Origin of the sequence: Paenibacillus sp. FSL H7-0357, assembly GCF_000758525.1 — a bacterium.
Classification (GTDB): domain Bacteria; phylum Bacillota; class Bacilli; order Paenibacillales; family Paenibacillaceae; genus Paenibacillus_AQ.
This window is the reverse complement of record NZ_CP009241.1, coordinates 4500418-4525878: the sequence shown is the minus strand read 5'-3', so window position 1 is coordinate 4525878 and position 25461 is coordinate 4500418. Positions and strand designations below refer to the sequence as shown.

General features: G+C 47.8%; 25 protein-coding genes and 1 pseudogene. 21 read left to right on the top strand and 5 right to left on the bottom strand.

What is annotated here, in order from left to right; all coding sequences use genetic code 11:
- Positions 1 to 114 precede the first annotated feature (114 nt).
- The 13 genes from mutS to glnA all read left to right on the top strand — a co-directional run bounded on the left by mutS (position 115) and on the right by glnA (position 17123).
- Positions 115 to 2946 (top strand): DNA mismatch repair protein MutS, encoded by a 2832-nt coding sequence (gene mutS, locus H70357_RS19665; RefSeq protein ID WP_038593033.1) that lies wholly within the window; start codon positions 115 to 117, stop codon positions 2944 to 2946.
- Positions 2947 to 3016: 70 nt separating this feature from the next.
- Entirely contained in the window at positions 3017 to 5125 is a 2109-nt protein-coding gene (mutL, locus tag H70357_RS19660; RefSeq protein WP_038593031.1) for a DNA mismatch repair endonuclease MutL, read from the top strand.
- Positions 5126 to 5232: 107 nt separating this feature from the next.
- Positions 5233 to 6012 (top strand): class I SAM-dependent methyltransferase, encoded by a 780-nt coding sequence (locus H70357_RS19655; RefSeq protein WP_038593029.1) that lies wholly within the window; start codon positions 5233 to 5235, stop codon positions 6010 to 6012.
- Positions 6002 to 6982, top strand: a complete 981-nt coding sequence (miaA, locus tag H70357_RS19650; RefSeq protein ID WP_038593027.1) for a tRNA (adenosine(37)-N6)-dimethylallyltransferase MiaA — start codon at positions 6002 to 6004, stop codon at positions 6980 to 6982. Before H70357_RS19655 ends, miaA begins: the two co-directional genes overlap by 11 nt.
- A gap of 19 nt (positions 6983 to 7001) precedes the next feature.
- A complete protein-coding gene (hfq, locus tag H70357_RS19645; protein WP_019910673.1) occupies positions 7002 to 7241 on the top strand; it encodes an RNA chaperone Hfq in 240 nt (79 codons plus the stop codon).
- A 141-nt stretch (positions 7242 to 7382) separates the two neighbouring features.
- On the top strand, positions 7383 to 10004 hold the full coding sequence (locus tag H70357_RS19640; protein ID WP_038593022.1) for a transglycosylase domain-containing protein: 2622 nt from the start codon (positions 7383 to 7385) through the stop codon (positions 10002 to 10004).
- 218 nt (positions 10005 to 10222) lie between these two features.
- Positions 10223 to 10777: a ribonuclease FAU-1 family protein gene (locus H70357_RS19635; protein WP_038593019.1), complete on the top strand. Its 555-nt coding sequence runs from the start codon at positions 10223 to 10225 to the stop codon at positions 10775 to 10777.
- A 3-nt stretch (positions 10778 to 10780) separates the two neighbouring features.
- Positions 10781 to 11437: a YdcF family protein gene (locus H70357_RS19630; protein WP_038593016.1), complete on the top strand. Its 657-nt coding sequence runs from the start codon at positions 10781 to 10783 to the stop codon at positions 11435 to 11437.
- 101 nt (positions 11438 to 11538) lie between these two features.
- Complete coding sequence (locus tag H70357_RS19625) at positions 11539 to 12510, top strand: AAA family ATPase (RefSeq protein WP_038593013.1); 972 nt, start codon at positions 11539 to 11541, stop codon at positions 12508 to 12510.
- A gap of 63 nt (positions 12511 to 12573) precedes the next feature.
- Positions 12574 to 13860 carry a GTPase HflX gene (gene hflX, locus H70357_RS19620; protein WP_038593011.1) on the top strand — a complete coding sequence of 429 codons (1287 nt, stop codon included), beginning with the start codon at positions 12574 to 12576 and terminating at the stop codon, positions 13858 to 13860.
- Between the two features lie 156 nt (positions 13861 to 14016).
- Positions 14017 to 15270 (top strand): methionine gamma-lyase family protein, encoded by a 1254-nt coding sequence (locus tag H70357_RS19615; protein WP_038593008.1) that lies wholly within the window; start codon positions 14017 to 14019, stop codon positions 15268 to 15270.
- An 83-nt stretch (positions 15271 to 15353) separates the two neighbouring features.
- Positions 15354 to 15764 carry a MerR family transcriptional regulator gene (locus H70357_RS19610; RefSeq protein WP_036656080.1) on the top strand — a complete coding sequence of 137 codons (411 nt, stop codon included), beginning with the start codon at positions 15354 to 15356 and terminating at the stop codon, positions 15762 to 15764.
- Between the two features lie 30 nt (positions 15765 to 15794).
- Positions 15795 to 17123: a type I glutamate--ammonia ligase gene (glnA, locus tag H70357_RS19605; protein ID WP_038593006.1), complete on the top strand. Its 1329-nt coding sequence runs from the start codon at positions 15795 to 15797 to the stop codon at positions 17121 to 17123.
- Between the two features lie 678 nt (positions 17124 to 17801).
- Here glnA and H70357_RS35955 read toward each other — a convergent pair.
- Both H70357_RS35955 and H70357_RS36345 read right to left on the bottom strand, forming a co-directional pair.
- A complete protein-coding gene (locus tag H70357_RS35955; protein ID WP_156130902.1) occupies positions 17802 to 18236 on the bottom strand; it encodes a hypothetical protein in 435 nt (144 codons plus the stop codon).
- A 121-nt stretch (positions 18237 to 18357) separates the two neighbouring features.
- Positions 18358 to 18519 carry a glycine zipper domain-containing protein gene (locus H70357_RS36345; RefSeq protein ID WP_197073601.1) on the bottom strand — a complete coding sequence of 54 codons (162 nt, stop codon included), beginning with the start codon at positions 18517 to 18519 and terminating at the stop codon, positions 18358 to 18360.
- Positions 18520 to 18828: 309 nt separating this feature from the next.
- Here H70357_RS36345 and H70357_RS35950 point away from each other — a divergent pair, with 309 nt between their 5' ends.
- The 6 genes and pseudogenes from H70357_RS35950 to H70357_RS36340 all read left to right on the top strand — a co-directional run bounded on the left by H70357_RS35950 (position 18829) and on the right by H70357_RS36340 (position 20833).
- Entirely contained in the window at positions 18829 to 18987 is a 159-nt protein-coding gene (locus H70357_RS35950) for a hypothetical protein (RefSeq protein WP_156130901.1), read from the top strand.
- 132 nt (positions 18988 to 19119) lie between these two features.
- Positions 19120 to 19334, top strand: a pseudogene (locus H70357_RS19600) (ran-binding protein 10); the annotation flags it as partial.
- 204 nt (positions 19335 to 19538) lie between these two features.
- On the top strand, positions 19539 to 19778 hold the full coding sequence (locus H70357_RS19595) for a hypothetical protein (protein ID WP_156130900.1): 240 nt from the start codon (positions 19539 to 19541) through the stop codon (positions 19776 to 19778).
- Between the two features lie 17 nt (positions 19779 to 19795).
- Complete coding sequence (locus H70357_RS19590; protein WP_038593001.1) at positions 19796 to 20014, top strand: hypothetical protein; 219 nt, start codon at positions 19796 to 19798, stop codon at positions 20012 to 20014.
- Positions 20015 to 20096: 82 nt separating this feature from the next.
- On the top strand, positions 20097 to 20504 hold the full coding sequence (locus tag H70357_RS19585) for a hypothetical protein (protein ID WP_038592998.1): 408 nt from the start codon (positions 20097 to 20099) through the stop codon (positions 20502 to 20504).
- A gap of 194 nt (positions 20505 to 20698) precedes the next feature.
- Positions 20699 to 20833 carry a sporulation protein YjcZ gene (locus tag H70357_RS36340; protein WP_197073739.1) on the top strand — a complete coding sequence of 45 codons (135 nt, stop codon included), beginning with the start codon at positions 20699 to 20701 and terminating at the stop codon, positions 20831 to 20833.
- Positions 20834 to 21026: 193 nt separating this feature from the next.
- Here the strand turns inward: H70357_RS36340 and H70357_RS36700 are convergent, their stop codons facing one another.
- On the bottom strand, positions 21027 to 21776 hold the full coding sequence (locus H70357_RS36700) for a hypothetical protein (protein WP_231578287.1): 750 nt from the start codon (positions 21774 to 21776) through the stop codon (positions 21027 to 21029).
- A gap of 192 nt (positions 21777 to 21968) precedes the next feature.
- Between H70357_RS36700 and H70357_RS19575 the strand changes: the two genes are divergently transcribed.
- Entirely contained in the window at positions 21969 to 22367 is a 399-nt protein-coding gene (locus tag H70357_RS19575) for a YhjD family protein (RefSeq protein WP_052092140.1), read from the top strand.
- 53 nt (positions 22368 to 22420) lie between these two features.
- Here H70357_RS19575 and H70357_RS19570 read toward each other — a convergent pair whose 3' ends face one another.
- Positions 22421 to 22870, bottom strand: coding sequence for a hypothetical protein (locus H70357_RS19570; protein WP_038592996.1), 450 nt, complete (start codon positions 22868 to 22870; stop codon positions 22421 to 22423).
- A 1330-nt stretch (positions 22871 to 24200) separates the two neighbouring features.
- Here H70357_RS19570 and H70357_RS19565 point away from each other — a divergent pair.
- Positions 24201 to 24707 (top strand): DUF2798 domain-containing protein, encoded by a 507-nt coding sequence (locus tag H70357_RS19565; RefSeq protein ID WP_038592993.1) that lies wholly within the window; start codon positions 24201 to 24203, stop codon positions 24705 to 24707.
- A 300-nt stretch (positions 24708 to 25007) separates the two neighbouring features.
- Here the strand turns inward: H70357_RS19565 and H70357_RS35945 are convergent, their stop codons facing one another.
- Positions 25008 to 25460 carry a hypothetical protein gene (locus H70357_RS35945; protein WP_156130899.1) on the bottom strand — a complete coding sequence of 151 codons (453 nt, stop codon included), beginning with the start codon at positions 25458 to 25460 and terminating at the stop codon, positions 25008 to 25010.
- Position 25461: the final 1 nt, after the last annotated feature.

The window sequence follows — 25461 nt, the reverse complement described above, 5'->3', positions numbered from 1 at the left end:
CGTTCCAGCTCTGGTGTTCTCTTAGTGTTCGCTTATTGTGACTTCCCGGGGTGACTTTGCCTTGCAGGTTTCTGTTATAATAGAGAACACAGAAGATAGGTATGGAGGTCAATGATGGCAAAATATACGCCGATGATAGAACAGTATTTAAAGGTAAAGGAAGGGGCAAAGGACGCTTTCCTTTTTTTCCGGCTGGGCGATTTTTATGAAATGTTCTTCGAGGATGCGGTTCTGGCTTCGAAAGAGCTTGAGATTACTTTAACCGGCCGTGAGGGTGGGGGCGAAGAGCGCATTCCGATGTGCGGAGTGCCATACCATGCCGCGGAAGGTTACATACAGCGTTTGATCGAAAAGGGCTACAAGGTTGCGATTTGCGAGCAGCTGGATGATCCCGCTGTAACAAAGGGCATGGTGCGCCGGGATATTGTCCGCGTAGTCACCCCGGGTACAGTAATGGACGGCAAAATTATTACGGACAAAAGTAACAACTACCTCGTTTGCGTGACCGAGCAGGACGGGATGATGGCTCTGGCTGCCTGCGATTTGACAACGGGTGAGCTGTATGTCACTTCCGTTCTCTCAGGTTCGGAATGGCTGCGTGACGAGATCGGCATTTATGAGCCAGCCGAGATTATCGGAGATGCTAACCTGCTCGAGAGTTTGCGCAGTGAGGCCTCACTGCTGGCGAAGCCGGTCGTGTACACTCCTTGGGAGAAACGCGAAGAGGAATTGGCCCGCCGCCAGTTCGGCGAAGCGGCCTGGGTGCGTCTGGAGAGTGAGCGGGGCAAATGTCTGGCGATGCTGATTTCCTATTTGAGTGAAACCCAGCGGCGTTCCCTGGGACAGCTAAGCCAGATTTCGCCGTATGAGCCTGGCAACTATATGATTCTGGATCCGTTCACACGCCGCAATCTGGAACTCACTGAAACGGTGCGCGAGCGCTCCAAAAAAGGTTCGCTGCTCTGGTTGCTGGACCGCACCGAAACCTCGATGGGCGGGCGTCTCCTGCGCCGCAGAATCGACAAGCCGCTCCTGCAGCGGGCCCCGATTGAGCGTCGTCTGGAGGCTGTGGATTATCTCTATAACCAGTTTATTGTCCGTGAGGATTTGCGCGGGGCGCTGAAAGAAATCTATGATCTGGAGCGGCTCGTCGGGCGCATCGCCTTCGGCAGTGCCAACGGACGCGACATGAATGCCCTGAAGCAGTCACTGGCGCAAATACCGGCCCTGAAAGATATGTGTCTGACATCGGGTTCAGAGACCCTGAGAGAGATCGGTTCCACCATGGATGAATGTGCAGAGCTGCGTGAGGATATCGAGCGGGCAATTACCGAGGATGCGCCGGTATCTGTGCGGGACGGGGGAATTATCCGGACAGGCTATCATGAGCGCCTGGACGAGCTGCGGGAAGCGAGCAGCAGCGGCAAACGCTGGATCGTCGAGCTGGAGGCGAAGGAGCGCCAGGCTACAGGCATCAAGTCGCTGAAGATCGGCTACAACAAAATTTTCGGCTATTATATAGAAATTACCCGCTCCAATCTTGCTTCCTTGCCGGAAGGAAGATATGAACGCAAGCAGACCTTGGCGAATGCAGAGCGTTATGTTACCCCTGAGCTGAAAGAGAAAGAAGCACTGATTCTCGAAGCCCAGGACAAAATGACCGATCTCGAATACAGCCTGTTTACCGAGCTGCGGGACCGTATCGGGTCACAAATCCCCCGGCTGCAGGCCTTGGCAGAGAAGGTTGCAGAAATAGATGTGTATCAATGTCTTGCTGCGGTCAGCGCCGAGCACCGGTTTGTAAAACCCAAGCTATCCGACGGTTATGACCTGCGTCTTACAGGTGGACGGCATCCGGTAGTAGAAGCGGTGCTGAAAGATTCTGCATTTATAGCAAACGGCAGTACACTGAGCAAGAATGAAGGCAATATATTGCTCATCACCGGCCCTAACATGGCTGGCAAAAGCACCTACATGCGCCAGGTGGCACTGATCTGCATTCTAGCCCAAATCGGCTGCTTCGTTCCGGCAGAAAGCGCGGAGGTTCCGCTGATAGACCGGATCTTTACACGGATTGGAGCGGCGGATGACCTGATTGGCGGACAGAGCACCTTTATGGTGGAGATGGCTGATATTCAGGTCATGACTGAGAAAGCAACATCGCGCAGCCTTATTATTATTGACGAGCTGGGCCGGGGCACCTCGACAAGCGAGGGCATGGCGATTGCCCAGGCGGTAATTGAATACGTGCATGATACCATTGCCTGCAAAGCACTGGTCTCGACGCATTTTCATGAGCTGGCCCATTTGGAGCAGAGCCTGCAAGGGCTGAAGAATTATTCTATGGCCGTGCAAGAGAGTGGAGACAAAGTGAACTTCCTGCGCAAGCTTGTGCCGGGAGCTGCCGACAGCAGCTATGGCATCTATTGCGCCCGGCTGGCCGGATTGCCGGAAGGTATTATTGACCGGGCATACGGTCTGCTCCAGAGCATTGAGCAGTCTGCGCCTCCGGGCTCGCCTGCGCTGCAATACGGGACTGCTTATGAGAGCCGTCACGGTGTGAAGGAACAGGCAAGCGGACTATCTGCAAGCCGAACGCAAGACACGGATGTATTGCCATCAGGAGATGATGCTGCCTACATGCATGCGGGCAATGCAGCCGTCGTGAGCACATCAGGCGGATCAGCTTACACCGAAGCTGCCGTCTCGCTGGCCTCCCTGCCGGATGCAGCAGACGCTGAAGTCGTACAACTGTCGATCTTTGGGGAAGAAGAGCCGCGCAGGAACCGTAAAGGTGGAGCGGCTTCCGCACCTGCACCTGTTAAAGAAAATCCGCTACTGAAAGAGCTGGTTGCCGCTGTTCAGGGTGCAGATCTGATGAATATGACCCCTCTGCAGGCAATGGGCCTGCTGAATGAGCTTAAGCAAAAAGCCAAGGAACTGTAATTTAGGGTATTTCCAAGAAAGCGTAATTCTAGCGAAGAACAAACATCACTATTGGCGAGGTGAATACAAAATGGCTAAAATTCATGTACTGGACGAGCATATTGCCAACCAGATTGCAGCGGGTGAGGTTGTGGAGCGGCCGGCTTCCGTTGTAAAGGAGCTGGTGGAGAACGCGATTGATGCCGGCAGCACCCGAATTGAGGTTTCTGTTGAAGAGGGCGGACTGCAGAGCATCCGCGTCAAAGACAACGGCTCAGGTATTGAGCCTGAGGACTGCGAGACAGCCTTCTACCGGCATGCGACCAGCAAGATTGCAAATGGACGTGATCTGTTCCTGATCACGAGCCTTGGCTTCCGCGGCGAGGCTCTGCCCAGTATCGCCGCTGTCTCGAAGGTATCCCTTCTGACTGCCAGCAGTGATGATGGTAAAGGCAGATTGATTGATATCGAAGGCGGGAAGCTAATCCGCAATGAGGATACACCTTCCGGTAAGGGAAGCGATCTTGCAGTAAGGGAATTATTTTTCAACACACCGGCAAGGCTGAAATATATGAAGAGCATCCAAACCGAGCTGGGGCATATTTCGGATGCGATGTACCGGATGGCTTTGGCTCATCCGTCCATCTCCTTTACGTTGCATCACAATGGCAATCAGCTGCTGCATACACTTGGCAACGGCGATCTGTTGCAGGTGATTGCTGCCGTTTACGGTACATCAGCGGCCAAGGCGATGCTGCCGATCTCAGCAGAAGATCCGGATTACCGGATTACCGGCTTTGTCAGCAGGCCGGAGTGGACCCGCTCCAACCGTAATGCGGTCACCACGATTGTAGGCGGAAGATACATCCGCAGCAACGGGCTGAATGCGGCTATTATGCGGGCTTATCACACGCTGCTGCCGATTAACCGCTATCCGCTGCTCGTATTGCAGCTGGACATGCATCCGTCACTCGTCGACGTCAATGTACACCCGGCGAAATTGGAGGTGCGGTTCAGTAAGGAGATCGAACTGTACGCATTTGTTGAGCAGGAGATCCGCAAGGTTCTGCTGGGCCAGAGTCTGATTCCGCGGCCGGGCAAAGAGATAATAGGCGCCAAGGGCAGCAGTTCCTTTATCCAGGAGCAGTTTGCCTTTCCGAAAGGAGCCATACCTCAGCCAGCCGATGGTTTGCCAGGCATGGCCCGCAATGATCAAGACGGTCCAGACCCGCGGACCGCTGGTCCGCAAAGTGATATGCCCTCCGGTGTTGCTCCGCAGAGTGATCTGCAGCAAGCGGGTACATCGGATGCTAACCGTCCTGTAGAGAGACCGGACGCCTGGAACAGTGGAATCAGCAGTGCTTCTCCCTTCGGCAACGGGGCTGCAGCAGGAGAACGCTACTCCGGCAACGCACAGCAGCGGACGGGAGAGCCTCAGAGCGCAATGCCGGTGGCCCGGGAGTCTGCTGCGGCATACAGCGGCAGTACTTCTTCATTGCCGCGTGAAGGGGCTGGCGGCAGCTACCGCCAGCCTGCCGGGGCAATGCCGCCCCGGGGAGGGATGCCTTCAGCAGAGGAGCTGTACGCTCCAACCGGCAGTGAAGATCCTGCGCTCCCTCAGTTCCCTGAGCTGAACTATATCGGCCAGCATCACGGGACATATCTTATTGCCCAGAATGACAGCGGGCTTTATCTGATTGACCAGCATGCGGCACATGAACGGATTAATTATGAATATTATTATGAGAAATTCGGTCGTCCCGAGGATGCTTCGCAGGAGCTTCTCCTGCCGATCACCTTGGAATTCACCCCTTCGGAGAGCCGCCAGCTTAGTGAAAGGCTGCATTGGTTCGAACAGGCAGGTGTATTTCTTGAGCATTTCGGAGGGCAGACTTTTCTGGTACGTTCCTTGCCTTACTGGTTCCCTGAGGGAGATGAGAAGGCGGTCATTGAGGAAATGGCGGAATGGGTGCTGAGCGAACGTTACATCGACCTGGCCAAACTGCGTGAGAAATCCTCCATTCTCTGCTCCTGCAAGGCGTCCATCAAGGCCAACCAGAAGCTTACAGAACAGGAGGTAGAGGCTCTGCTGTCCAGGCTGGCAGCTTGCCGCCAGCCATATACATGTCCGCATGGACGGCCGATCGTGGTTTCTTTCTCTTCCTATGACCTGGAGAAGCTGTTCAAACGTGTCATGTAAGTGCAGCTGCACTGCATATGAGGTAAGCCAGCTCACTTACAGCTCTTGATCTGCAATCTGTTCATTTCTATTTTTAGCGCTCTAATGCGTACCAGATCGGAGGCATCATGATTATAACAACGGGTTTTGACCCGATACCGGAAATTGTGCTGCGGGCTCAGCAGCTTGCCGAGCGCACAGGTGCACCTTATGTGCTTAGGGCTAGGTTCTCCATGCCAAAGCTGGCGGAACGTTACGGGGACGAGGAGATTCTGGTAGTTCTGCAGGAGGCGGTACGGCTGATCTCGCCGGGTCTGCCACCGATGGAGTTTCATCCCAGTATGGGCTTTGTCCGGGCGAAACGCATTCTGAAGGGCGAATCTGATCCCATGCTGGAAGCTGCCGGAATGCTGCCGGGAGACAGCGTGCTGGATTGCACGGCGGGTCTTGGCAGCGATTCTCTGCTGTTTGCCGTCCATGGCGGAGAAGATTCTGTGGTGACTGCGCTGGAAAGCTCCTTGCCGCTGTATGCGCTGCTGCTTGAAGGCATGAGCCAGTACATTTCCGGCCAGCAGAAAGTAAACGAAGCGTTGCGCCGCATCCAGGTTGTGCACAGCGAACATCTGGGGTACTTGCGGGAACAGCCGGACAATAGTGTCGATATCGTTTACTTCGACCCGATGTTCCGGGTTCCCTTGACGGATTCTGCGGCAATATCCCCCTTGCGCCGTTTCGCTAACACAGCAGCATTGACCGGGGAGAGTGTCGCTGAGGCAGTCAGAGTAGCACGCAAGGCTGTCCTGCTCAAAGAGAAGGCCTTAAGCGGCGAATTCTCACGGCTGGGCTTTACCGAACAGCTGCGCAGCAGCTCCAAAACATCGTACGGGGTGATACACATTGACAACTGAGACTAAACATAAGGTTCTGGTACTGCTGGGGCCGACCGCAGTCGGCAAAACAAGGCTTAGCCTGGAGCTCGCGGAGACGTACGGTGCAGAGATCATCTCCGGTGATTCCATGCAGGTCTACCGCGGAATGGATATCGGCACAGCCAAGATCACACCAGCGGAGATGAAGGGGATTCCGCATCATTTAATTGATATCCATGATCCGCAAGATGCCTATTCTGCCGCTGAATTTCAGGTGCAGGGCGTCCGGCTGATCGAGGAGATCAGCACCAGGGGGAAGCTTCCATTTATTGTGGGCGGAACGGGACTGTATATTGAATCCCTGTGTTACGGTTTCCGTTTCTCTGAGGCCGTGGCGGATGAGGCGTTCCGCAGCGAGCAGGACGCCTTTGCCGAGGAGCATGGAGCAGAAGCCCTGCACGCCAGACTGGCGGCTGTGGACCCTGCCAGCGCTTCCAGATTGCATCCGAATGACCGCCGCAGAATCATCCGTGCGCTGGAAATTCATCACCAGACAAAAGTTACGCTTTCGGCGTCCCATGAGGCTCAGAAGAAGGAGTCTCCATATGAGTTATGCCTCATAGGTTTGACAATGGACCGGAAAATACTATATAAACGTATTGAAGACCGAATTGATCAGATGCTGGCGGAAGGTCTCGTCGCCGAGGTGAAAGGACTGCTGGATCACGGCTACAGCAGAACTCTTGTGTCCATGCAGGGATTGGGCTACAAGGAAATTGCCGCTTATCTCGCGGGAGAAACGACGCTGGACGAGGCTGTGACACTGCTGAAACGCGATACCCGCCGATTCGCCAAACGACAATTGTCATGGTTTCGCCACATGAAGGAAATCCAGTGGATCGACGATTTCAACGAGCAAAACTTTTCAGAGAATTTTGCAAAAATACGTGCTATAATAGCAGGAAAGTTTCTCTCAGGTCTTGAATATACTTCTGAACAATCTAATTGAACCATTGGGGGTACGTCATATGAACAAGTCCATTAACATCCAAGATACGTTCTTGAACCAGCTGCGTAAAGAGAATATCCCTGCCACAGTATATTTGACCAACGGCTTTCAAATCCGGGGAATCATCAAAGCATTTGACAATTTCACAATTGTCATCGACAGTGACGGACGCCAGCAAATGGTGTACAAGCATGCCATTTCCACCTTTACGCCACAGCGCAGCGTATCGCTGATGCAGGACAGTGGAAGCGAAGAATAACATTTTTTACAACCTTGTAGTGAAACCTTTTTGTTTATAAAGCGTTTGAATAGAGAGTGCGAGAGAGCAACCTGTGAAGGTTGTTCTTTTCATTCGTGTATACAATTTCAAGATGTTTCCGAAAGGGAGTCAGGAGGCAGCATGTCTAGAGACGATTTTTCCAGGACGAACCGCAATAGAGACAGGGGCACCACCCCTGCGAGTCCCAAAGGGAAGCCTAAGAAAAAGAAGAAGTTTCTAACCAAGAAACGCGTACTGTGGAGTTTATTTTTTGCAACGGCGCTGGCGATTTTTTGTGCGCTTGGCGGCTACCTGTTTATTATGTTGAACGGCCAGAAACTGCTGAATGAGAACCAGGACAAATTAACAGTGAACCCGCCGACACAGATTTTTGACCGCAATGCGAATTTGATCGGCGAGCTGTCACTCGAAAAGAGTGATCCGGTAGAGTATGAAGATATTCCTAAACAACTGATCGAGGCTTTTGTTGCTACAGAAGATAAACGTTTTTTTGAACACAAAGGTGTGGATTTATGGTCGATCGGCCGCGCGGCCGTCAAAGATATCGCAGCACGCAGCATGGTTGAAGGCGGCAGTACGATCACCCAGCAGCTTGCGAAGAATATCTTCCTGACACGCGATAAAACGTTTTTCCGCAAAGCGACCGAGGTTTCCATTGCTGTAGCACTTGAGAATGAGAGAACCAAAAATGAGATTATTACGTTGTACCTGAACCGGATTAACTTTGGTGGCACAGTCTACGGCATCAAGGCAGCATCTATCCGTTATTTTGGCAAAAGTAATCTTGACGAACTCAAGCTGTGGCAAATCGCCACTTTGGCTGCCATGCCGAAAGGGCCGTCACGTTACAATCCGCTGCGTAATCCAGAGCTGTCCAAGGAACGCCGCGGCGTAGTGCTCCAGCTGATGTATGAACAGGGGAAAATTACTGAACAGGAGCGGGATGAAGCCGCTGCGGTCAACTACAACTATAAGCCGCCCGAAAGCAAACAGCGCTATCAGGCCTTTATTGATTATGCTATAGACGAGGCGGAAGACAAGTTTGGATTAACCGAAGATGATCTCAACATCGGCGGATACAAAATTTATACAACGATGGATAAAAACGCCCAGCAGACGGTAGAAGAGGCTTTTGCCGATAGCGACAATTTCGAAAAAAGTGTGGATGAGGAACTGGTGCAGGGTTCGATGACCATCATCAATCAGGAGAATGGCAGCATCGTTGCGCTGATGGGCGGACGGAATTATGAGAAGAAGGGCTACAGCCGTGTTAACGGCAGCCGGCGTTCTCCGGGCTCCTCCTTCAAACCATTGGTTTCTTACGCTCCTGCTCTGGAGTCGGGGAAATTCTCAAGCTCCTCAATGCTCAGCAATGAAAAGCAGTGCTTCGGCAAATACTGTCCGAGAAATCTACATGGCTACTCATCAACGATCAGCATGAGTCAGGCGATAACAAAGTCGGAAAACATCCCGGCGGTCTGGCTGCTGAATGAGATTGGTGTGGATACCGGCTTCCAGTTTGCGAAGAAGCTGGGGATCAGCCTCAGCGATGAAGACAAGAACCTGTCACTCGCCCTCGGCGGGATGAGCAAAGGAACCAATACGCTGGAAATGGCTCAGGCATACAGTGCTTTTGCCAGCGGCGGTGAACTGCGTGAGGCGTATTCGATTAAATCGATTGCCAACAGTGACGGGGACACGGTCTATAAGGCCAATACAAAGCCTGAGCGGGTGATGAATAAGGATACAGCTTACCAAATGACCCAAATGATGCAGGAAGTTGTACAGGACGGTACAGGTAAAAAAGCGAAAATCAACCGTCCGGTTGCCGGCAAGACCGGTACTACCCAGAGCGGGTACGACGGGATCAAATCCAACCGTGACGTGTGGTTTGTCGGTTATACACCGGAATGGACCGCAGCAGTGTGGATGGGATATGACAAGCCGAGCAAGACACATCTGCTCAAGAACAGCAGTCCGCTTGCAGCGGCGTTCTGGGGTAAAGTTATGGAGAAGGCTCTGGAGGGGATTCCGGAAAAATCTTTCCCTAAACCGGAAGGTGCGAGTGCGCCTGAACCAACGGCTACTCCGGAAACGGTACAGCCTGTCACGGGTCTATCCGCTGAATATGATCCTTCAACATTGACCGTGAACCTTGGCTGGGAAGCGGCTCAGGTTGCAGGAGTGGAATACCGGATTTACCGCCGGGAAACCTCGGAGACGGAGTTCACTTCACTTCTCAGCACAAAGTCACTCACAATGGGTGATATTAGCGCCATGCCTGGGCTGACTTACGAATATTATGTAACAGCTTATTATCCCGAACTGGATGTGGAGAGCGAGCCATCGGGCACCGTTACCGTAATGGTTCAGGATGAACTGCAGACACCAGAACCGGAAGCAACGCCTGATCCGAATCTTCCGACAGATGATCAAGGCAACGGACAGGGTAACGGAAACGGCGAAGGCAACGGCAATCCCGGTGGAAACAATGGGAACGGCAACGGGAATGGAAATGGTAATGGGAACGGCAATGGCAATGGCAATGGAGGTGGCAACGGTAATGGGGGTGGAGCTGTAACCCCGCCGGAAGCAACGGCTACTCCGCTTCCACCAACCCCGCTGCCAACTATTACACCTGTTGAAACCTCCGGTTCAGGAAATGCTGGTACGGATAACAGTACTGAGGCGGGAACAGTTCCGGAGAACGGATTTTCAAATGAGGGCCAATCTCCTCAATAACAATGGAGATTGTCTTTGATCCAAAGGACTATCCTTTACCCATCCAAGATGGGAAAGGATAGTCCTTTTTTTTGAATGGACCTTTAAATATTTGCTTTAATCCAGAAGCTGTAACCTTTGATTACGTTGCCGGCAGTTCTGTTTTTTTACGGGATGTTTTGAGTGTGTCTCTTAAATGTGTTAAGCTGAAGACACCATTTCTTGAGAGGGTAATTCATATGAAACGTAAATTCGGAGACCGGGCCAACTGGCGCCGGATTACGCGCCGACATTTCGCCTGCCGCTATGTGGAAACCCGGGAATTCAGCGGTTATATCACTCTTTATACGATTTACGGGCTGAAGGAACCACTGTGGAAGAGCTATGGAAGGCATACATACCGCATAGCGGACAAAGGATATTCTTGGCTGCAATATTTTCCCAAGGATAGCCACTATATTGTGACGGCTATGTTCGACGAACGACAGAATATCGTACAATGGTACATTGACACCTGCAAAGTTCAAGGCGTCACGGATCAAGGCGTTCCATGGTTTGATGATTTGTACCTGGACGTTGTGGTGCTTTGGAACGGAGAGGTGTTTTTGCTGGATGAGGATGAACTTGAGGAAGCGCTGGAAAGGGAAGACATTACGGACAGCGACTATAATCTGGCCTGGGCAACAGCCAAGAGCATTCTACGCAGTATTGACGCGCACGCCTTTCCTTATTTCTCTCTCTCACTGAAGCATCGTGCCGAATTGTTCCATCACGGAGAATTCAGGAGGAAATAAAAAATGGAATGGTACGTTTACCAAAGAGGTTCATCCCCAATACGCAAAGTGTCCAGAAAACGCCGTTCCCGGCGTAAGCGCAACTTGTTTATTGCAGGTATAACGATTGTGGCAGCAGGCCTCCTATGGTGTGCGGTTGTGTTTAATAACATTAACAGTGCGGCTACAACATCACCTATGGCGAAAGCGGATGCAGGGATTATTCTCGGCATGTCCATGTGGGGGGATAAGCCAAGCCCCGGCCTGAAGGAACGGCTGGATTACGGGCTAAAGCTCTACCGGGAGGGAATGTTCAGCACCTTTATTGTTTCGGGGGGGCTGGACGATCCGGACTACAAATTTACCGAAGGTCAAGGGATGCGGAATTATCTGGTGGAGCAAGGGGTGCCGGAAGAAGATATCCTTATGGAGAACAAATCTACCAGCACGTACGAGAATCTGCTGTTCAGCCAGGAAATTATGAAGCGTGAGGGGATGACGTCTTCCGTTATTATTACGCATACTTTCCATGGACGGCGGGCGCAGGAAATTGCCAGAGAATTGGGCTATGCTGCACCTGAGCTGGGGCTTACCGAGTCAAAGGTAATGTCGATGGCCAAGTATAAATCCCGTGAAATCCTGGCCTACACCAAATGGAAGCTGCAGCAGTTATTTCTGTAAATCATTTGCCAAGTATAAAAATCCTGAAACTGCTAATAAGACCTCATGTACCGGAATAGACTTACTTAGAGCAGTCAGCCCTGGATAATGAGGTGAATAAGGTGAACGGACGCGTAGCGGCAGCAAGCGGGCGGGAGGAAGGCAGACCGTCAAGGCAAATCAATATTGTGCTGCGGAATCAAGATCCCCCTCCGATGAGCAGTGCGGTGAGCGACAGCAGCAGTGGAGCCGCGCTCCCCAAAAATCACGGCCATAGCGGACTGTTCCAGGAGTTAAGCCGGGAACTTGATGGTCTTGTTGGCTTGGATAATATCAAGGAGCTTGTATTTGAGATATATGCGCTTCTGCAGATCGCCCAGATGCGTAGCGAGGCTGGGCTTGCCAGTGGCGGCCAGGCTTACCATATGGTCTTCAAGGGCAATCCCGGAACCGGTAAAACGACGGTAGCGAGGATTGTCGCCAAGCTGTTCCAGCGGATGGGTGTATTAAGCAAAGGGCATCTGATCGAGGTAGAGCGAGCGGATCTCGTCGGCGAATATATTGGACATACCGCCCAGAAGACGCGTGACCTGGTGAAAAAGGCGCTCGGGGGCATCCTATTTATTGATGAAGCCTACAGTCTTGCCCGCGGTGGCGATAAAGATTTTGGAAAGGAAGCCATCGATACGCTGGTAAAATCCATGGAGGATCACCGCAGCCAGTTTGTGCTGATCCTGGCCGGGTATTCCGGCGAGATCGATTATTTTCTGATGAGCAATCCGGGGCTGCCTTCAAGATTTCCCATTCAGGTTGAATTTCCCGACTATACGATTGATCAGCTGCTGCAGATTGCCGAACTTATGGCCAAAGAGCGCGATTATATTTTGATGCCGCAGGCGATACTCAAGTTAAAGCAGCATTTGCTGGTGGAGAAGACGGAGAGCCTTCATGCCTTTAGCAATGCGCGCTTTGTGCGCAATTCGATTGAGAAAGCCGTGCGTGCACAAGCAGTACGCTTGCTGAACCAGTACGAGAGCAACAGCCCCGGCAAGCAGGAGCTGATGACACTGCGGACTGAAGATTTTAAGCTGTAAAACAAAATATGATTAACGGATGATATACCTCAGTGGGGTATGGAGATAAGGAGCATTGAATGCATGACGACAACACATGATACACAAACAGATATCCAGGACCGGGCAATATTAGTCAGTTTGGTGACGGACAAAATTAAGCGCACCGGCATTGACCCGGAGCTTTCCCTGCAAGAATTGGTGCAGCTAGCGGAGACAGCCGGTGTCGAAGTGCTGGACGTGCTGCGCCAGAACAAGGAAACTCCTGATTCCAAATGGTTCATCGGCAAGGGGAAGGTAGAAGAGCTGCGGATGGCTGCAGATGGTTTCGGTGCAAATACGGCAATCTTTGACCAGGAGCTGTCCGGAGCGCAGGTGCGCAATCTGGAGGAAGCTCTGGATCTGAAAATTATCGACCGCACCCAGCTGATCCTGGATATCTTTGCCGGACGGGCGAAGACGCGGGAAGGTATTATTCAGGTAGAGCTGGCACAGCTCTCCTATCTGCTGCCGCGCCTCTCCGGGCAGGGCAAGAACCTATCCAGACTCGGCGGCGGTATCGGCACAAGAGGACCAGGGGAAAGCAAGCTGGAGACGGACCGCCGGCATATCCGCAACCGGATTGATGAGCTGAAGCGCCAGCTCGACGAAGTGGTGAAGACCCGTGAGCTGCATCGAGAACGCCGCCGCAAGAGCGGTGCCGTACAGGTGGCCCTTGTCGGATATACAAATGCAGGCAAATCGACGCTGTTGAAGCAGCTCACGGATGCAGATGTATATATTGAGAATCAGCTGTTTGCCACACTTGACCCGACTTCACGTGTACTGCAGCTTCCGTCAGGCAAAGAGGTTGTGTTAACAGATACGGTTGGATTCATTCAGAATCTGCCGCATGATCTGGTGGCGTCCTTCCGTGCCACTCTGGAGGAAGTGAATGAAGCGAATCTGGTGCTGCATGTAGTCGACGCTTCTTCTCCAATGCGTGAGGAACAAATGGAGGTTGTCCAAGCCATACTCACGGATCTGGGTGCTGCCGGGAAGCCGCAAATTACATTGTTCAACAAAAGCGATATCTGTCAGCCGGAACAGCTGGAGATGCTTCCTGCAGGTCCGGGATATTTAAAGATCAGTGCTTTTAACCCTGAAGATCTAACCCTGATCCGGGAGATCATTGAAGATTCGCTGGCAGGGGATACTCTAACCTTCCGGATTCCAGGTGACCGTGGCGACCTGTCTTCATTGCTCTACCGTGTAGGCGAGGTGTTGGAGCAGCAGTACGACGAGAATGATGTGCTCTACAATGTCCGCTTAAACAAAGAGGATTATGAGAAATGGGGCTACAAGTTAGCGGAGTTCGTAGTGCAGGAATAAACCATCATTTTGAGCAAGTCTCAAAATAAATTAAGGAATGCATTGAGTGTCCCCACAAAGCATGGATATCTCCTTCGGTCTTCGAAGCCGAATCCTACTGTGTGGGGTTAATTCTTGATGTTAAGTAAATGTAATGTAAGGGGAGAACAAGGGGAAATGGCTGTTTTTGCAGAGGATATTTTACATGCGGCGGAGGCTGCAGAACTTGAAATTGAAAGTGCGGTAAAAAAGCTGGACCGGATAGTGGATCACAATCAGTGGAAGGTTATTGAGGCGTTCCAGCGGCAGCAGGTGAGCGATTTTCACTTTGCCGGTTCTACCGGCTATGCCTATAATGACCGGGGCCGTGAAGTGCTGGATCTTGTGTATGCTGAGGTATTCGGTGCGGAGGCGGCGCTGGTTCGGCCTCATTTTGCTTCTGGTACGCATACCATCTCTACGGCGCTTTTTGGCGTACTGCGTCCAGGAGACGAATTGCTGTACATCACAGGACGCCCATACGATACGTTGCATAAAGTAGTTGGCAAGCCCGGTGACGGGACAGGCTCTTTGGCCGATTTTGGTATAGGCTACCGTGAGACCGCTTTAACTGCCGAAGGGAAAGTGGATTGGGACGAAGTAGCGCTCGCTATAAATGACCAAACAAAAGTTATCGGAATCCAAAGATCCCGGGGCTATGATTGGCGTTCTTCCTTTACGGTCGCTGAAATCGGCGATATGGTAACAAAAGTGAAAACGTTGAAACCGGATGTCATCGTATTCGTAGACAACTGTTATGGAGAATTTACGGAAGAGCTTGAGCCTCCCCAGGTGGGAGCCGACCTCGTCGCAGGTTCACTTATCAAGAATCCGGGTGGGGGTATCGCTGAGACAGGCGGATATATTTGCGGACGCAGCGATCTTGTTGAGCTGGCGGCCTACAGGCTCACAGCACCGGGGATAGGCGGAGAAGTAGGCGCGATGCTGGGAACAACACGCGGACTCTACCAAGGGCTCTTTATGGCTCCACACACAGTGGGGCAAGCGCTCAAAGGGAGTATCTTTGCAGCTGCTGTCTTTCAGCGCTGCGGGTTTACGACCAAACCAGCCTGGGATGAACCGCGTACGGACCTGATCCAGGCGGTTGCTTTTGACGGGCCGGAGCATCTGATTGCCTTTGTGCAGGGGATTCAACGTGCTGCAGCCGTTGACAGCCATGTCGTGCCTGAGCCTTGGGATATGCCCGGTTATGAACATCCTGTCATTATGGCGGCAGGAACGTTCATTCAGGGTGGCAGCTTGGAGTTATCTGCGGATGCGCCGATCCGGGCGCCCTATATTGGCTATATGCAAGGCGGATTAACCTATTCTCATGTGAAGTACGGTGTGTTGATGGCGCTGCAAAGTATGCGGGATAGAAATCTTCTGTAAGAAAAACTCACACACCATTGACACGCGAAACCAGGAAATGTACAATGAGATGAGAAAAAGATCATTGGAAGGTTGGATGAGTCATGGGTGATGAAATCCGCAGAAATATGGCACTATTTCCTATAGGTATTGTAATGAAGCTAACCGATTTATCTGCCAGACAAATTCGTTATTATGAGCAGCACAGTCTGATTGTGCCCGCTCGTACCTCCGGCAATCAGCGTTTGTTCTCATTCAATGATGTGGAACGCCTGTTGGAAATCAAAGCATTAATCGAGAAGGGTGTTAACATTGCCGGCATCAAGCAGGTGATGAACCCAGTCACGAAGGAATCCGAAGAAGCTACGGTTATTACCCCTGATACAGAGGTTAGACGTAGAGAGTTGTCCGATTCACAGCTTCATCGTTTGCTGAAGCAGGAACTGGTTTCCGGTAAAAGACCGGGACAAGTCTCTCTTATTCAAGGCGAACTTTCCCGGTTTTTTAATAAATAACATAAAGAGACATGAAAGGGAGAGGGTATAGTGAGCTTTTCTAAAGAGGATATTATGCGCATCGCCAAGGAAGAAAACGTCCGTTTTATTCGCCTGCAATTTACCGACCTGCTCGGAACGATCAAAAATGTAGAGATTCCTGTTAGCCAGCTCGAAAAGGCGCTCGACAATAAAATGATGTTCGATGGTTCCTCCATTGAAGGTTATGTACGGATTGAAGAATCCGACATGTATCTCTATCCTGACCTCAGCACATGGGTAATCTTCCCTTGGGTGACGGACAGCCGGGTTGCCCGTCTGATTTGTGATGTGTACATGCCTGACGGAACACCGTTTGCCGGAGACCCGCGTGGTATTCTGAAGCGTTGTCTGGAAGAAGCTGAAGAAATGGGTTATACCGCGATGAACGTTGGTCCTGAACCTGAGTTTTTCCTCTTCAAAACTGATGAGAGAGGGAACCCGACTACGGAATTGAATGACCAAGGCGGATATTTCGATTTGGCGCCGATGGATCTTGGAGAGAACTGCCGCCGCGAAATCGTTTTGACTCTTGAAGAGATGGGCTTTGAAATTGAAGCTTCCCACCATGAAGTTGCTTCCGGCCAGCATGAAATTGACTTCAAATATGCTGATGCCATCAAAGCTGCTGACCAAATTCAAACCTTTAAGCTTGTCGTGAAGACGGTAGCCCGCCAGCACGGCCTGCATGCTACTTTTATGCCTAAACCACTTTTTGGTATGAACGGATCCGGTATGCACGCTCACCAATCCCTGTTCAAAGGCAAAGAGAATGTGTTCTACGATGAGAGCGACACACTTGGCCTGAGCAAGACAGCCCGTTACTACATGGCAGGTATTCTGAAGCATGCCCGTGCGTTTGCTGCAATCACGAACCCGACAGTGAACTCTTACAAACGTCTGGTTCCCGGTTATGAAGCCCCTTGCTACGTAGCATGGTCCGCCAGCAACCGCAGCCCGATGATCCGTATCCCTGCTTCCAGAGGGCTGAGCACTCGCATCGAGGTCCGCAATCCGGATCCGGCAGCTAACCCTTACCTTGCACTTGCTGTAATGTTGAAGGCAGGTCTTGACGGCATCAAACGCCAACTGGATCTTCCGGCTCCAATCGACCGTAACATCTATGTGATGTCCGAAGAAGAGCGGATTGAAGAAGGCATCCCTAGCTTGCCATCCGATCTGAAGGAAGCGCTGAACGAAATGATCCGCAGCCATGTCATCACCGAAGCCCTCGGCGAACATGCACTGGCTCACTTCTATGAGCTGAAAGAAATCGAGTGGGATATCTATCGCACCCAGGTTCACGAGTGGGAAAGAGACCAGTACATGACTCTTTACTAGAATACAGCAGCCCTTGACGCGTAAGCGTTGAGGGCTTTTCTTTTTTTGTGGGAAGAAGGGCGATTTCTCTTGGAGAAGATGGGTTACCACAAAATTACCGCGAATATTTATTCTAGGATATTTTGAAGCTGTAAATCAAACCTTACCGTGTGATCGGATTCGATTTTTTTGAGATGTGGGCATAAATATCAGAAGTTATTTGCACATTCCCGTGGCCTAAACTCTCTTGAACAGTTTTCATTTCAGCCCCGGAATAGAATTGATTCTCCACGCATGCTTAGACACAGCGGAAAACTACCAGCTTTCATTCATATGGAAAATGTTCCTCGTATTCTAAGCAGAGGTAATATGGCTATAAAGTAGACATGAGAGCAAACCACAATCTTGGAGAAGCCGGCGGTTTGGGGCAAAATAGACTTCGTTATCAACTTTTGTCTCGACAGGAAGCTCAAATACCAAACTTTATATACAATTATGCGATGACAATTACACATCCAATTGCGGGCGTTGCCCACTCCGACCTGCATGTGTACAGAGTTTAGGGCCTGGGAGAGAGGCATATGACCGCTGGCAGGGAGAGGTCAAGGCTTTGGCTAAATCATTAAGCAGTCCTCGTAGTCAATTATAGCCAGGACCGCCTAATCCCGTACCACTGGGGTATCCAAAAATAAAAAAAGGTTACTCGTCACAAAAAGCGATTGCATTTAAATTCTCAGGACCTTTTCTAACGAAAGACGAAATTGTTGAATTTACAAATAATGTATAAACAAGTTGGTTGTTCGGTGGGGCAGAAGTAACGTAATCACAACAGGAAAAACTTAAATTTTTGTTAGTAAAGCTGTCTTCTATTTGTATAGCCCAGGAAGATAAGTAAACTCGAGGGTCATCATAATTGTATCCTCTAACCAATTTGACATAAATAAATGTTCTTCCTGTAAGCGTAGAAATAGGAGATACAACAAAAGATCCAACTAATTGTACTCGTATTATCCCGCCCGGATTCACTATGTTTAGACCTACTTGTCCAAAAATAGTTGGATCAGTGGGGAGGGCTTCGTAATAAACATTACCATTTCCATTTTGCGAAGATCGTGCGTCAAGTGTACGAACCATATAACATACCTCCAATTGTTTTTTGAGATATGCTATGCAGTTACTCAAACTAATTCGTCCGCATGATGACAAACATTTTGTAGGTTAATTGGGGCTATCATAGCTCAAGGGAGGGGTGAACTCACTTATCTTTAGGAGTCTTAGGTCTTCCCGATTGAGACAAGGCAACACCAAAAACAATTCCTAATCCGATACCTAATGCGATGTTGTGGAAAGCAAATCCAAAAGCAACAGCAAAGCAGATTCCTACTCCCAAGCCGTAAGACTTTTTATTTTTATCCATATGTCACACTCCAAATACAATTATTTACCAATTATACGCGACTTATCTAATTTAGTTTCGAAAGGGCATAGCCCCTATAAGGAGAGAACACGACATGCCAAAACAATCAAAGGTGAAGAAGACCGGACTGAATCGGGCGATCAGGTAATCATGCACAGCTGTTACGGGGCGCGCAAAGAAAAATGCTATTGAATTCTTTTCCTTATCCTTATTAATTTAACGGATAACAAAAAATCCCAGTACAGCGGATGTTATTGACAGCACAGTTCTTACCCATTCATTTCTTACATAAGCACGATGATAAGTTGTATGAGCAAAGTGAAAATGTCCACCAAGAAGAAGATTCAGGAGAAAGTCAAACAGTTAATCATACCGTCGGTTGTACCGGGCGACACTTATTACATGCTTGTATACCTGATGGAGTGTATGACAGGGAAGAAAGGGACACGGAAGAAGAGGCTTGTATGAAGCACCGGACTATTGTAATAACCCTGCCGCCCCAAAGGCTATAGAGGTAAATGCAGGCGGATATGTCCGGTGTCGGATTTGCTCACCGCCAGCCATAGAGAGAGGGTAGAGGCGGCATATATCACGCTTAGTACTTTAACAACAGGTATAGAGAAGGAATTCGACCTCTCAATAGAAGAAGTGAATGCCTCCCTAAAATGGTACGATACTAAAGATGCCGGTTCGGGTCCTGCCAAGTTCGCGATTGATAAACACTCTAACAAGGTCCATTTGCTAAGCGTACTGAATATGTGATCTTCGATAAGATATTAACCTTTGAAGTAAGCGAATATTCTACCAAGAAGTAGTACAGTCACGATAAAATAGATTTAACGGAAGCACCGTACCCTGCCAGCAATGGTGGGGTATTTCTTTGAGTTCAGGAAAATTTTCCTTACCAGTGATATAGAGTGCATATACATAATGTTCTATATATAATGTGTATAGTTTATAATGAATTCAAGTACTAACCCTGCCAATGAGCAGGTTTTACTTTTATGGAGGTGAGTGTTTTGCTAAAAGTACTAAGAGTGGTTGGTATTTTATTTAGTGCAGTAACAATAATTCTGGCAATAACATTTTTCGGTAACAGGGATCAAGTGACAATGTCATGGACAATAATGGGGATGTGCGGATCATTGATTTTTAATGGAGGGGCTTCTTATTTTAAAACTAAAGATAAAATGGCTGCCTTATCTTCGATTATTGGTATTATACTTTTAATAGTCTCATTTACTCAGTTTTCGTTTTGAAATAGAGGGTGACTTAATTGAACAACACATACAAAGTCATGGAGAACAATACAGACTTCCTGACTGCTGCCCTTGCGCAATCCAAGGCCTCAGTCTGGTACCGGGAAGATCCGGACCCAACAGGCCATTTGATGGATTATGGCGGCATCGTTGGGGGGTATTCCCCAGAGACGATTAAGATTGCCGGCAGTTGGTTTATGCGTGAACGATTTGAATTTAGAGCATACATAAAATAGGTTGAAGTTATCATTGTCTGTCCAATCAAAATTCCTCTCTTTGCATACTCTATGAGTATAAATAAAGAGGAGGTGGTTTAACATGGCACAAATCATAGATGTAGGAAGTAGTACTGCGACAACAGGAAGCCAAACGGTATCCATTCCCATTCTCGCGCCGGCTCAAAATTTAATCTTAGCTGAGTTTGGACTAGCTACCGTAGCAAGTGGAAGTGTTCAACTGGATGCAACTATTGGTTTTCAAACGACATTGGGTGTTCCAAGTGTGATTTTCACTTTGTACAGAGATGGACAACCTATTTTCAATGTGGGAGCTAGTGGACTTTCGATTTCAGCAATTCAACCTATTACTATTTCATATTTGGATAGAAGCGTTCCAGAAGGGTATCATGCATATTCTTTAGGCGTGGCCAATAACAGTCTCAATATTTTACTGAATACTGCCAGTGTTACTGGACCGGTTACCTATTCTGGTATATCGATTGGATGAGTTTCAAAAGCCCGTCAACCTTAACTGGTCGGCGAGCTTTTTTTCTGTTTATATAAAAATACTCTGTAAACACTGGACTCCGCAACAAGCCAGTTTTGTGTTCATTCCCCCATAATTTGATTCCTATTTACCCAAGCACAGATAAAAATCCCACATATTATAAGTTGTATCCAATTGCAGAGGAGGAATAACGAATGAGTGGAGTTGTTGGAGGATATGGCTGTGAACATGAAAAAGAAGTTAAATGTATAAGTCCTTTTACGTCGACAGGTGCAATCTTGGTACTCTTTATCTTGTTGGTCATCATTACAAAAGCCTGTATATTCTAAATTTTATTCAATTACAAAGGGGAGACTGTAATGGGTGAATTTGCTGGGGGATATGGTGGCTTTACTTCTACCACTGCAATTCTGGTTCTGTTTATCTTGTTGGTTATTATTCTTAGTACGTGCTTTATCTAAATGCATCTCTTTCGGAAAATTGAAAGCCCGTCAACCTTATCGGTCGGCGGACTTTTTTTGTTTATTCTGCTGCTGTGTACTCACTTACTTCATAGGTAAGTATTTTATCAAATACGACATAATCTTTACGCTTTTTGAAGGGGCCTTTGTTGTTGCTATGTTTATCAATTGCATACATCCCAGGGCCTCTACCTGCATCACGGGCATCAAACCAAGTTAAAAAGGAGTTAACTTCATTCATTGGAAGATCATACTCTTTTTCTGTCCCGGTAACTAAAGTTATTACAAGTATCGCTCTATCACCAGTTGGTTGTTCTGGAGTTGTGGGCGTTGTAGGTGTGGAACCACCGAAAACCTCAATTTCAAAAACTGAATTTGGTTCGGCGCTCGTATTTGTATAAACTAACTTTTTAACATCTGTAAACCTAGCGATGTCAGTTTTTACACCAGTAGCAATTACGTTTTCGGTACTCCAAAGTAAAATCCCTGATGAATCAAATAATTCTAAACGGTATCCAACATTTTTTTTAATGCTTACTTGGTATGCTAAGAATTGGTATGATGATATTTCTGCAGGTGTAGAAAACTCATACCATAGAGTATCTGTGCTTGAACCACTTGCACCTACGGAAGCGCCATAATCTTCTCTTCCATCCGTAAAGTTATCCAATGATAGTGAAATGCTAGACTTGTCTGCTCCAAGATTCATTAATTTACCCCGTAACAAACCATCAGAATTAGCAAAAGCCTCCCGCATAGGTAAAGCCGCAAACATTAATACTAACACTAACAATAGTTTTAATCTTCTCAATTATTACACCCCTAATATGTATTATAGATAGACACTTTACAAAACTTAACAAGGATTGTCTAAACATATATGTCTATATCTGCAATAAAGTGAGTGAACAAAGGCGTTTTCTTTTTTATCCCAACTATTGAATATCTTACTGTAGGATAAAGAACGTATGTTCGCATATACTAGAGCTAGGAGGCGATAGTTATGAGCGTAAACACTGACGGGAAAATGCTCACAAATGAAGAAAGGGAAATGGTCCGGGATCTTATACTGCTCCCTTACATAGACACGTTGGTTGCCAAAAGCCTGAAAGAGGTCGAACATTCTGGTAATTTACTCAGCAGGTCGTATATTTTAACCGGCAGGTATATTCAAAAGCGAATCATTCAGGAGGTCTACCAACTGCGGCAAGCGCTGAAGCAACGGAACATTAAAGTCGTGGAGGATACTCAGGACGATTTCATCACTTACAGTATAATCTATAATAGAGGCTATCAGGAACGTTTTGGCATAACTCGTGATGTTATGCGGACTGAGATTAGCCTGCGGCTGAACAAGTATACAACTGAGCTCGGAGAAGTGTTAAAGGATCATCTTAAATAATGTGATAAAAAAATAATCCCCGAAATTTCCGGGGACACTACTTTGAACGATCATTATCCATTACCTGCTACTGCAATTCCACTGAAACTTCTTGCTCCTAGAGTTGCAGTCCTAATGGCAGATGCTAAAATGGTATATTGAATTTGGCCTGTGAGCACATCACTAGCCGGCGGAAAGTCAACAGCGGTTATTCCTACCATTTCGTATTGTGTCACTGTATTATTGATGTTTCCCGGGTACGTTGTACTAAAGATTAATGTATTATTGCGGTAGACGCTAAAAGTAACATCATTCTGAACTATAACGCTAACATCAACACTAAGCCTTACATAAGCATTTAAAGTGACCCTTACCAAGCTTGCATTTGCAGGTGTAACATTTGAGGTTTGAAGTCCAATGTCACCGAAAATCGCACCCGAACGGACCAAATTAATACCTGGTGTATCCACTACACTATCCTGTGAGATGCGCATATCCAAAAACTGAATACTCATCTTATTCACCTAACCTCTCTTAGTAGATGCCATATTTTATGAGAGGAAGGATTAAATGCTTGTGCATATTTAAAAAGAGTTTGTCGGTCTGCATAATCAAAGCCCCGTCAGTATACTGGCGGGGTTATAGAATCTATAGTTCACTCTCCTTATAATGGGAAGTGACATCATAATATATGCACACAATAGTGCCCACAAAACGCCCACATATAATAGAAAGAATAAAATACATTTAATAAAACCTTTATTAGCAAGGTATTAAGTAGTGTTCAGAACATTATAAGTAACCTAAGTCATTAACCGTACCCAGGTTCACGAGTGGGAAAGAGACTGCTTAATCTGAGTAGGCAACGGCATTAAAGCTCTCGATACCTATCCGAGTCGCATCTGCTGTGCAAAAAAGAAATAGGGTATAAACTAATTCATTTGACGGTGGAAAGGGAACATCAAAATCTGCTGCGGTAATATTAATGACCTGTACAGCATTTGGGTTTGCTTCAGAGACACTTACGGAGTATAAGGCGTAAAAGACCGGCGAAACTTCTGCACTTCTTACAATGGAGAAGGCAATGACTGAGTCAAATGTGGAGTATCTGAAAATGCGAGCTCGGCAATTCCTGAAAATTGTACTCGTATAGTTCCACTTGCAGCAGTTACTTCGAGGCCAACCTGCCCGATGACTACAGGGGTATTGGCTGGTAAAGGGATAGAGATCGTATTATCAAAGCTTGCATTTTGTGAGATTCAGGCATCAAGAAACTTTGGCATGAAGCTATGTAAAAAGGTTCGTCCACAGGACGGTATTTATTTGAGTTTAATAGAGGGCTGTCATAGCCCTAGGGAGGGATATTAAGGCATTGCATTAAGAATCATGCTCAGCAACCGTCGGTCCATTTGAGGCCGGAGTATATGAGGTATATGACTAAACGGAAAGTATTAGGAGTGCTGCTCTGTATCGCCTTCAAGGAGTAGTGGGAAATCCGCAGGATAGACAAGTTCAAAAATGCTGAAGCATTTCTGAATACTGATGAAGGTCGTATCAACCCCAATTAAACCAGCCGAATTTATACCCGGCAATAAAAAATAAAATGATCCATCCCCACAATATCCACTGACGAAATGTACGAGGGATAATTAAATAACCATACTGCGAATGCTTATTATTGAACTAACCAGCAGGGGGATTTAATACATTTTAAGTAGAACGTCTTACATTCATTTGAGGAAAATGTTATGATTATTAGATCAGTGTGTAGAGATATCGGTTTTTTATTGACCGAAAATATATGTCTCATGATACGTCTGCCATCTGAAATATTATTCACGGAGATGACAAACCATGCATGGAGACACAAGACTGCCTAGAGACGCAAAAGAAGGTATACTATTTTTATTGATTATTTCAATTATTTCAGTAAATACTATTGCTCCTATTATTGTGGGATTGGAACTTGGTTTCAGTAAGGAAGTGTATATAGATACACTAAAGATTATTCCGTTCATGTGGATAATCGTAGTTTTATTGGTAAGATTAGTTGCAGGACCAGTGGTTGGGAAAGTAATGCCAAAATTCATGGGACAAACCGATGGATTTAATGCTAGGGTTCTATTGAATACTTTATTGAATGTCACAGTGTTATCTATTGTATTATCGATTATCGGCACATGGGTTGGGACCAAACAAATAAGCCTAGAACCGTTTAAAAACTTCCTTCACATCTGGCCAAGAAACTTTGGGATAGCATTTTGGATTGAACTGTTGGTTGCGCAGCCGATAGCAAGATTTGCAATGAAAACATTACATGCAAGTCAAGAGCGTAAAACAGAAAGTGTAATGCGTAATTAGCTGGAATGGTGTAGACGAATAAAGAAAATTAGAGAACGTCCATAGCGGACGTTCTTTTTTTGCACAATTGAACCATGCTGCGCAGAAGCTACTCATGTCAGACGATTATTCTAAAGGAGAAATATGCTGCCATTGTACCGGGGGATTGTGATGAGCTTTATGAGAGTAGACAAGGAGCGCCGCGGTATAAAGCTGCGGGTCTCAGAGGATGATTGGGATTGGATCAAGATAGATAAGATTATTGATGTGACTAAATAAAATATCCCCGTAGTCTCCGGGGATACAAACTAAAAGATCATTTTACCCATTACCTGCTACTGCGCTCCCACTGAAGCATCTTGCGCCTAAAGTGATGCCATAATTAGTGACTACATAAATGGTATATCTGATTTGACCTGAAAGTACATCTGCAGCAGGAGGGTAGTCAACGGCGGTCAGTCCGCTCATTTCATAGATAGTCTCAAATTGCGTAGCTGGCTTTTGGTAGACGGTAGAAAAGATCGGAGTACCGTTTCGCAGTATGGTAAAGGTAGCATTAGGGACGACAGTTGAACTTGAAGAAGCGGATAACGTTAGCCGGGCATACGCATTTAGTGTCACCCGGACCAAGCTAACATTTTCAGGGGAAACACTTGTTGTCTGTAATCCGATATCTCCAAAAGTGTAGGGAAAAGAAGATGAACTTAGCCCTAACGCTGGTGTATCAGACGTGCTATCTTGGGCAATACGCATATCTAAAAATTGAATACTCATA

What these genes read in the sequence shown, in the direction of transcription:
- mutS (WP_038593033.1), top strand. Translation starts at nt 115, where the DNA reads ATGGCAAAATATACGCCGATGATAGAACAGTATTTAAAGGTAAAGGAA.
- mutL (WP_038593031.1), top strand. Translation starts at nt 3,017, where the DNA reads ATGGCTAAAATTCATGTACTGGACGAGCATATTGCCAACCAGATTGCA.
- H70357_RS19655 (WP_038593029.1), top strand. Translation starts at nt 5,233, where the DNA reads ATGATTATAACAACGGGTTTTGACCCGATACCGGAAATTGTGCTGCGG.
- hfq (WP_019910673.1), top strand. Translation starts at nt 7,002, where the DNA reads ATGAACAAGTCCATTAACATCCAAGATACGTTCTTGAACCAGCTGCGT.
- H70357_RS19640 (WP_038593022.1), top strand. Translation starts at nt 7,383, where the DNA reads ATGTCTAGAGACGATTTTTCCAGGACGAACCGCAATAGAGACAGGGGC.
- H70357_RS19635 (WP_038593019.1), top strand. Translation starts at nt 10,223, where the DNA reads ATGAAACGTAAATTCGGAGACCGGGCCAACTGGCGCCGGATTACGCGC.
- H70357_RS19630 (WP_038593016.1), top strand. Translation starts at nt 10,781, where the DNA reads ATGGAATGGTACGTTTACCAAAGAGGTTCATCCCCAATACGCAAAGTG.
- hflX (WP_038593011.1), top strand. Translation starts at nt 12,574, where the DNA reads ATGACGACAACACATGATACACAAACAGATATCCAGGACCGGGCAATA.
- H70357_RS19615 (WP_038593008.1), top strand. Translation starts at nt 14,017, where the DNA reads ATGGCTGTTTTTGCAGAGGATATTTTACATGCGGCGGAGGCTGCAGAA.
- H70357_RS19610 (WP_036656080.1), top strand. Translation starts at nt 15,354, where the DNA reads ATGGGTGATGAAATCCGCAGAAATATGGCACTATTTCCTATAGGTATT.
- H70357_RS35955 (WP_156130902.1), bottom strand. Translation starts at nt 18,236, where the DNA reads ATGGTTCGTACACTTGACGCACGATCTTCGCAAAATGGAAATGGTAAT.
- H70357_RS36345 (WP_197073601.1), bottom strand. Translation starts at nt 18,519, where the DNA reads ATGGATAAAAATAAAAAGTCTTACGGCTTGGGAGTAGGAATCTGCTTT.
- H70357_RS35950 (WP_156130901.1), top strand. Translation starts at nt 18,829, where the DNA reads ATGAGCAAAGTGAAAATGTCCACCAAGAAGAAGATTCAGGAGAAAGTC.
- H70357_RS19585 (WP_038592998.1), top strand. Translation starts at nt 20,097, where the DNA reads ATGGCACAAATCATAGATGTAGGAAGTAGTACTGCGACAACAGGAAGC.
- H70357_RS36340 (WP_197073739.1), top strand. Translation starts at nt 20,699, where the DNA reads ATGAGTGGAGTTGTTGGAGGATATGGCTGTGAACATGAAAAAGAAGTT.
- H70357_RS19575 (WP_052092140.1), top strand. Translation starts at nt 21,969, where the DNA reads ATGAGCGTAAACACTGACGGGAAAATGCTCACAAATGAAGAAAGGGAA.
- H70357_RS19565 (WP_038592993.1), top strand. Translation starts at nt 24,201, where the DNA reads ATGCATGGAGACACAAGACTGCCTAGAGACGCAAAAGAAGGTATACTA.
- H70357_RS35945 (WP_156130899.1), bottom strand. Translation starts at nt 25,460, where the DNA reads ATGAGTATTCAATTTTTAGATATGCGTATTGCCCAAGATAGCACGTCT.